Source organism: Bradyrhizobium sp. AUGA SZCCT0283 (genome assembly GCF_018130385.1).
Taxonomy (GTDB): domain Bacteria; phylum Pseudomonadota; class Alphaproteobacteria; order Rhizobiales; family Xanthobacteraceae; genus Bradyrhizobium.
This window is the reverse complement of the sequence record NZ_JAFCLU010000055.1, coordinates 22,282-28,708: the sequence shown is the minus strand read 5'-3', so window position 1 is coordinate 28,708 and position 6,427 is coordinate 22,282. Positions and strand designations below refer to the sequence as shown.

9 protein-coding genes are annotated in these 6,427 nt (G+C 61.4%); 6 read left to right on the top strand and 3 right to left on the bottom strand.

Features of this window, described 5'->3' with window-relative positions:
* Nucleotides 1-417: 417 nt before the first annotated feature.
* Complete coding sequence (locus JQ624_RS36515; RefSeq protein WP_212423714.1) at nt 418-660, bottom strand: hypothetical protein; 243 nt, start codon at nt 658-660, stop codon at nt 418-420.
* Nucleotides 661-768: 108 nt separating this feature from the next.
* On the opposite strand from JQ624_RS36515, the gene JQ624_RS36510 reads away from it, so the two are divergent.
* Together JQ624_RS36510 and JQ624_RS36505 are read left to right on the top strand one after the other, a co-directional pair.
* A complete protein-coding gene (locus JQ624_RS36510; protein ID WP_212423713.1) occupies nt 769-1,524 on the top strand; it encodes a trypsin-like serine protease in 756 nt (251 codons plus the stop codon).
* A gap of 196 nt (nt 1,525-1,720) precedes the next feature.
* On the top strand, nt 1,721-2,038 hold the full coding sequence (locus tag JQ624_RS36505; RefSeq protein WP_212423712.1) for a hypothetical protein: 318 nt from the start codon (nt 1,721-1,723) through the stop codon (nt 2,036-2,038).
* 359 nt (nt 2,039-2,397) lie between these two features.
* Here JQ624_RS36505 and JQ624_RS36500 read toward each other — a convergent pair whose 3' ends face one another.
* Nucleotides 2,398-2,658: a DUF1488 domain-containing protein gene (locus JQ624_RS36500; protein WP_212423711.1), complete on the bottom strand. Its 261-nt coding sequence runs from the start codon at nt 2,656-2,658 to the stop codon at nt 2,398-2,400.
* A 411-nt stretch (nt 2,659-3,069) separates the two neighbouring features.
* On the opposite strand from JQ624_RS36500, the gene JQ624_RS36495 reads away from it, so the two are divergent.
* From JQ624_RS36495 to JQ624_RS36480, 4 genes are all read left to right on the top strand, one after another.
* A complete protein-coding gene (locus JQ624_RS36495; RefSeq protein WP_249130355.1) occupies nt 3,070-3,372 on the top strand; it encodes a hypothetical protein in 303 nt (100 codons plus the stop codon).
* 132 nt (nt 3,373-3,504) lie between these two features.
* Nucleotides 3,505-3,885 (top strand): response regulator, encoded by a 381-nt coding sequence (locus tag JQ624_RS36490; RefSeq protein WP_409334418.1) that lies wholly within the window; start codon nt 3,505-3,507, stop codon nt 3,883-3,885.
* Nucleotides 3,886-3,998: 113 nt separating this feature from the next.
* On the top strand, nt 3,999-4,778 hold the full coding sequence (locus JQ624_RS36485; protein WP_212423710.1) for a sensor histidine kinase: 780 nt from the start codon (nt 3,999-4,001) through the stop codon (nt 4,776-4,778).
* Between the two features lie 108 nt (nt 4,779-4,886).
* Nucleotides 4,887-5,117, top strand: a complete 231-nt coding sequence (locus tag JQ624_RS36480; protein ID WP_312014555.1) for a hypothetical protein — start codon at nt 4,887-4,889, stop codon at nt 5,115-5,117.
* A 131-nt stretch (nt 5,118-5,248) separates the two neighbouring features.
* Here the strand turns inward: JQ624_RS36480 and JQ624_RS36475 are convergent, their stop codons facing one another.
* The gene (locus JQ624_RS36475; protein ID WP_212423709.1) at nt 5,249-6,250 is read right to left on the bottom strand and encodes an Hsp33 family molecular chaperone; all 1,002 of its coding nucleotides are present in this window, start codon (nt 6,248-6,250) and stop codon (nt 5,249-5,251) included.
* Nucleotides 6,251-6,427 lie beyond the last annotated feature (177 nt).

The window sequence follows — 6,427 nt, the reverse complement described above, 5'->3', positions numbered from 1 at the left end:
ACAAAAGTGCACACGAGCATACAGGGCAGCGGGAGCATTCCGGCCTTCCCTGCGCAATGGCTTTACGGCTTACTTCGAGCTCTTCCCGGAGAACGGCTCTTTTGCCTCCGTCGTCAACGGGACACTTCCCGCCAACTTAGCGCCAGCACCGCGGCGCCCGAACCACACGACTTCGCCGTACGCTTCCGGCGCGTACGTCTACCGCGCCTTCCGCGTCCATCGCATCTCACCGCACGTTCGTGACGATCGCGAAGCGCCCCTCAATTGGGTGAGACGGGCGGAGTTATGCCGATGATTTGCCCGACAAGTTAAGCGGAATATTTTTGCAAAGGGGGCTGGACAGGTTTTTGCTGATTTGCCCGTCGTGCCAATCGGTCGCAGGCCGCTGCATGAAGTTGTGCTTGCGCGCAAAGCAAATCAGTTCGCAGTCCGCGGATTGGACGGATTGAAGTTTGGAAATGCGCCGGTCTGGCGAGTGGAGGCACGGCCATGCGAGGGCCCTTGCGCGACCTGCATGACGACGGCGCCTACGGACGTACAGTCGGGATTGGTGGTAGAGGCCTGATAGAGCCGCAGCGGCATGCCGGCGGCCACCACCCTGCCGGCCTGTGCCGAGACGATCGACAGCAACAATCCGAGACACGTCAGTACAATTCGCATTTCTTGATTTCGCCGCCCATCACACCGCCTGGCGACGGCGGGAGAATTTACACAAAAAAAATTGCCTTGCGTCGCGAGACGTGCTCCAGCTCTGGACACAATCATAGGATGTTTTCCCAATCATCGTCGTGCGAGGATATGGTCGTGCGTAAAGCGGGTTTTGCCGAATTCTTTGTGCCTTTGATCCTGTTGTTTTCATGTTGGGGCGCAGCCCACGCGTTCGTCGGCGCCGACGTCGCCGACGGTGCACTGCGGCGTTACACGGCGGTCGTCGTAACTGCGAAGGGCCCGTGCAGCGGCGTGACACTGGCGCAGGACATCGTCCTGACAGCCGCGCACTGCGTTCGAGACGATCCTGCCATCAAGGTCTTCGGCCATCCTGTCAGCGCGACTGTGCTGCATCCCCTCCACAGCGCCACGGACGGTGGATCGCCGGACCTTGCGATCCTCAAACTGGCGACTCCGCTGCCCGAACGCTTTACTGCTGCCACTATCCATCGGCGTGAACTCAGCAAGGACACTGTTCTTGTTGCCGCGGGTTATGGACACAGCACCGCCAACGACTACGCAGCGGGAACGGCCGTGCATATGGTGCCGCTGCAGGTTTCACATACACACGGAGGCTGGCTGGTACTCAGAGGCACCGACCATGGTGTCTCGGGAACGGGTCCCGGCGATTCCGGCAGCCCCGTCTACGCCTATCGCGGGATGCACAGCGTCGTGGCGCTCATCGTCGCCGGCACGGAAAGCCAGATCTGGGCCGTCTCGCCTCGCAGCGCATTACCACTGGATTACGGATACCATACAGAGACTGGACGTGCCCTGAACGCCGCTCCTCCTCCACGCCCGCTTCATGCGGCGTGAACTGATAGAACGAAGCGCAGAACGCGCAGGTCACCACCACCTTGCCGTCCCATCTTGGCACGGTGCTTCGGCGCAGGCTTTTGGGCATCGGCGATCTCGTCACGTGCGATTAGTGGCAATTAATGGCCGGCCGCGGGAACCATTGCCCCGCGAGCCTATTGGCTTGCTGACACAATTACTTTTGGAAAGAGACATCATGAAAAATCTCGCGATCTATCTGGCGGCCGGCGCAGGTGCCCTTCTCGTGACGGCCGCTTCCGCCGCACCGCTTTCCCCGAATGCATCAGCTGCTCCGGAGAGCAACATTCAAAACGTCCGCATGGTTTGCAATGAGGCAGGCCAGTGCTGGCGCCAACGTGGTGAGCGCCGTGTCATCATCCGCGAGCATAGTGATTCATACGGATATGTTCCCCGCCGCGAACGTTATATCGAGCGCCGCGGCTATGGGGACGGTGGCGGCATCGGCATCCGCGCGCCCGGCGTCAGCGTCGGAATCGGCACCGATCGCTACTGAGCAAGCCGGCAACAGCCTGAATACGAGCAAAGCCGCGGAGAAATCCGCGGCTTTTTTTCGGATGCAAACTCAAATCGCCCGGAGCGCATAGTCAGCCGGCGCTCCGACATGCGGCGCTCAAGCTGGCCGTTCTTCACACGTGAGGGGCGTTTGCTCCCCGCAGCCGTTCCGCGAACCAGAAGGCCCAGATCGCAACGAACGAGAGAACGAAAAATGCTCCGCACGCCAAGAGAGTCGCTGAGCTCGCATCCATGACATCCTCCAAGAGGTTGATGGCCTGCAGTTTCTGTTCACGGCGAACGGACACTTGCGCCCGCTCTGCCACGTCGCCTCGGCTAATCAGATCAAGAGCGCGCGTTTCAAAAATTTGCGGCGACCAGGTCGTAAGATCCCCGGCTTCCACGGACGTAAACCTTCGCAGCCGCTGCGCATATCACATCACGGTTGCAATCGAACGCGTTCAGGAAACCGGACTCGTCGGGGCGGGCATCTGGTTGAATTCGCCTCAATGCGTCTTCGTTAATGAAAAATGACGCTTCGAGAGCGCTGTCGTACCCCCAAAACCGCACGGCTCGCCGGGTTTGGTCATATGAACGGCTATGATTTGGAAACTCGATCATGGGGTTGGCACCGATCAGATTATCAGCCGACGAACCACGCGTTCCCAACGGCTTTCGCGCGACCTGTGTCGAGACCAGGTTCGATGGCCTCGGGACGCGCACATCGAAGCGATGCGCGGTGGGTCAATGTCACTGACAAGATTTGGCGTGGCTAAGCTTCGCGCTGCCGTAAGGGCGATGCCGAAGCAATACGATGGCGCTGGCATTCACATGGCTACTCAATGCCGCATTACAAGCCTGCCAGGCCCCAGAAAACAAATTGCGATTCTCCTCGCTATTGGGCAGATAGTCGCTATATCTGGGACATCACCGCGCGCCCCCAGGCTGTTATCGGTGACTGAGAGCGTTGCGCTCCCGCCTCAACCAAAAGGGCGGTCACATGCCAAAATTCCCCGCATTCGATCTTCGTGAATGGCTGGTCCCCCCAGTATTGATGCCGATCTTTCTTGTGCTGCTGGTCGCCGCTGCGATGGTCATTCAATGGTGATCGAGCGTAGCGCGGTTTCACTGCAGCACGGACTATCTCCGATCAAACGATCCCAATCGTCGCTGGGGCACGATCTGGACGCCAGAGCAGCGGCCGCGCTGGACGAGGCTCAAGAGATGCCGCCGGGCGATGAGCGAACCGAGGCGATTAACAAGGCAACGGTCTTTCGAAATGCCGCTAAAATTCACCAGCTGCTCTGCGGCAAGCGCGACGCACCGGAATTATGACGGCCGCGGCTCTTTCCGTTGGCGGCGACTTTATTTGATCATTGTTAGGCCAGCGGGATCATATGGGCCGCGAGATGCTTGTCCCAGATGGGCACCTATCCAAGTCGATCGCCGTTCCCCGCGAGTGCCCTTATGATGGTACTTGATCATCCATGCATTCCCGCCGTCGTTCTCATTGTCGAGGACGAGATGGTGCTCCGCATGCGCGCGGTCGACATGGTGGAAGACGCCGGATACACGCCGATCGAGGCGCTGGATGCTGCCGAAGCCGTCGCCATCCTGGAATCCCGATCCGACATCGCGCTGATGTGCACCGATATCCAGATGCCTGGCCAAATGGACGGCGTCGGGCTTGCGCACACCGTGCATGAGCGTTGGCCGAAGATCAGGATCATCGTGGTATCGGGGCAATTGGACCTGCCGCACCTCGATCTTCCGCCCCGCAGCAGGTTTCTCGGCAAGCCGCTCAATGCCGGGGAAGTGATAGCCGAAATGCGCGACATGATCGGCTAGGCCTGAGGCGCCAGTGCTTTTCACGCCGAATACGGCCCAAAGCGCCTGATTACGGCAAAATCCCAGCCCCCGAAGATCAGTGCGGTACCCAGCCTATGATGATACAATCGGTGATGTCTGAAGCCGATCTCCGAACCGACCCACGTCCCGCAAGCAGCGCGGCGCAGCACCACGACGATCTCGCGGAAGAGAACGTCAGCCTGCGGCTTCTGCTCGCGCAGGCCGAGATTGATGCACGGAGTTTGCTTGCCACGGCCGGCATCGACGCCAGGGAGCGCGAGGCGGCCGACAAGCTGCAGAAGCTGATCCTCGAGGAGTTGCACCACCGTATCAAGAATACGCTCGCAACCGTCGGCGCCATCGTCTCGCAGAGCCTGCGCGACGTGCCAGGCGCCGAGCACGCGCAGCAAGCGATCGAGGGCCGGTTGCTCGCGCTCGGGCGGGCGCACGACCTCCTTTTGCAGGCAAGATGGACCAGCGCGAACCTCGGCACGATCGTCCGCAGCGCTACCGAAGCCTTCGATAATCCCGACGAGCCGAAATTCTCGATTTCGGGACCCGATATCCGGATGACGTCGGGCGCCGTCATCGCCATCGCGATGACGCTCAACGAGCTTTGCACCAACACCACGAAGTTCGGCGCCCTGTCGGTCCCGCAAGGGCGCGTCGACATCAAATGGACACTGGATCAACAGACGCAGCGCCTGCATTTCACATGGACCGAGACGAATGGTGCGGCAGTCCGCCCGCCCAAGCAGCGCAGCTTCGGCACGCGGCTGATCGAGACGCTCGGCAGGCAACTCCGCGGCGACGTGCGACTAACCTATGAGCCGACCGGGTTCGTCTACACATTCGACGTGCCGATGGCTTCCCTGACTTCGGCGGCGACATAAGCCGTATTCGGGCATTGCGGAAGCCAAATCGTACTTACATTCGTTGGGACCGCTATGAATTGAGCCGACGACCGGGCTCAGTATTATCGCTACGCCCCAAAAGGACCAATGATGAAAAAACCCGTGCTCTCAATTGAAGAAGCGGAGCCGAAAAAGCCAACGCGAGCCGACCGGCCTCCTACCGAGGGGTTCGTGATGGTTGTCGACGGCCATTTCAAGTCAGAGTTCGACACTGCCGAGGCTGCCGACGCAGCGGGCCGGAAACTGAAGTCGGCTTATCCGATGCTCCAGATCGAAATCTATGATGCCGCCACCCAAGTCCGCACGTTGTTGAGTTAGGGCGTCATACCCAGCAAAATGGCAGGGTGGGCAAAGCGCAGCGTGCCCACCATTCAGGACGAGTTTGTTGAAAGATGGTGGGCACAGCGCAACGCGCCTTTGCCCACCCTACAACTACAACGGATCACTCGCTACTCCTCCACGCCCGCTTCATGCGGGGTGAACTGGTAGACCGAGGAGCAGAACTCGCAGGTCACGACCACCTTGCCGTCCTTGACCATCTCGGCGCGGTCCTTGGGCGCAAAGCTTTTCAGCATCGACGACACCGCGTCGCGCGAGCAGGAGCACTGCGCGCGCAGCGGCAGCGGCGTGAACACGCGCACGCCGCGTTCGTGAAACAGCCGGTACAGCAGGCGCTCACCCGACAGATCGGGATCGATCAGCTCGACATCCTCGACGGTGCCGATCAGCGACTGGCCCTCGACCCAGGCATCATCCTCGGCAACGGAATGCGTCACCGCGCCATCCGGCGCATCGCCGGGATGCAGATCGGCCTGCCGCGCCCGCTCGGGCGCCTTCGGCAGGAACTGCAGCAGCATGCCGCCGGCGCGCCAGCGGTGCTTCCCGCCGTCGCCGCCGCGCCATTCCTCGCCGACCGCGAGCCGCACGCGGGTCGGGATCTGCTCGGAGCGCATGAAATATTCATGGGCTGCGTCTTCGAGGCTGCCGCCGTCGAGCGCCACCAGGCCCTGGTAGCGGCTCATGTCCTGCCCTTGATCGATGGTCATGGCGAGATGGCCCTTGCCGAGCAGAGCGCCTGAATCCTGGCCGTCCTTCAGCCGCCTCGCGTCATAGCGCGCATAGGCGCGCAGGCGGTCGGGCGACTGGAAATCCACGATCAGGAACGACACCGGGCCGTCGGTCTGGGTCTGCAGGATGAAGCGGCCGTCGAATTTCAGCGCCGAGCCGAGCAGCGTCGCCAGCACGATGGCTTCGCCGAGCAGCTTGCCGACCGGCGTCGGATAATCGTGCTTGGTCAGGATGTCGTCGAGCGCGGGGCCGAGCCGGGTCAGCCGTCCGCGCAGATCGAGTTCTGCGACCTCGTACGGCAGCACCGCGTCATCGATGGGAACGGACGACGGCGCGCGAACGGGCGCCTCGGTCGTGATTTTCGGGTCTGATTGTGAATCCATGGCGCTTTATCTGGGGGCTCGAAATGCAAAACGAAAGGGGTTCCGTGTCCCGGACGGCGGTGCAGCGTGCAACGCTGCTCCGCAGAGCCGGGATCTATTGTTGTGGCCGCTGCATGGACCCCGGCTCTGCAGCGCTCGCCACGTGCTGCGCAGCGTCCGGGGAACGCAAGCTGAGAG

What these genes read in the sequence shown, in the direction of transcription:
- JQ624_RS36510 (WP_212423713.1), top strand. Translation starts at nt 769, where the DNA reads ATGTTTTCCCAATCATCGTCGTGCGAGGATATGGTCGTGCGTAAAGCG.
- JQ624_RS36505 (WP_212423712.1), top strand. Translation starts at nt 1,721, where the DNA reads ATGAAAAATCTCGCGATCTATCTGGCGGCCGGCGCAGGTGCCCTTCTC.
- JQ624_RS36515 (WP_212423714.1), bottom strand. Translation starts at nt 660, where the DNA reads ATGCGAATTGTACTGACGTGTCTCGGATTGTTGCTGTCGATCGTCTCG.
- JQ624_RS36495 (WP_249130355.1), top strand. Translation starts at nt 3,070, where the DNA reads ATGGCTGGTCCCCCCAGTATTGATGCCGATCTTTCTTGTGCTGCTGGT.
- JQ624_RS36475 (WP_212423709.1), bottom strand. Translation starts at nt 6,250, where the DNA reads ATGGATTCACAATCAGACCCGAAAATCACGACCGAGGCGCCCGTTCGC.
- JQ624_RS36490 (WP_409334418.1), top strand. Translation starts at nt 3,505, where the DNA reads ATGATGGTACTTGATCATCCATGCATTCCCGCCGTCGTTCTCATTGTC.
- JQ624_RS36500 (WP_212423711.1), bottom strand. Translation starts at nt 2,658, where the DNA reads ATGATCGAGTTTCCAAATCATAGCCGTTCATATGACCAAACCCGGCGA.
- JQ624_RS36485 (WP_212423710.1), top strand. Translation starts at nt 3,999, where the DNA reads ATGTCTGAAGCCGATCTCCGAACCGACCCACGTCCCGCAAGCAGCGCG.
- JQ624_RS36480 (WP_312014555.1), top strand. Translation starts at nt 4,887, where the DNA reads ATGATGAAAAAACCCGTGCTCTCAATTGAAGAAGCGGAGCCGAAAAAG.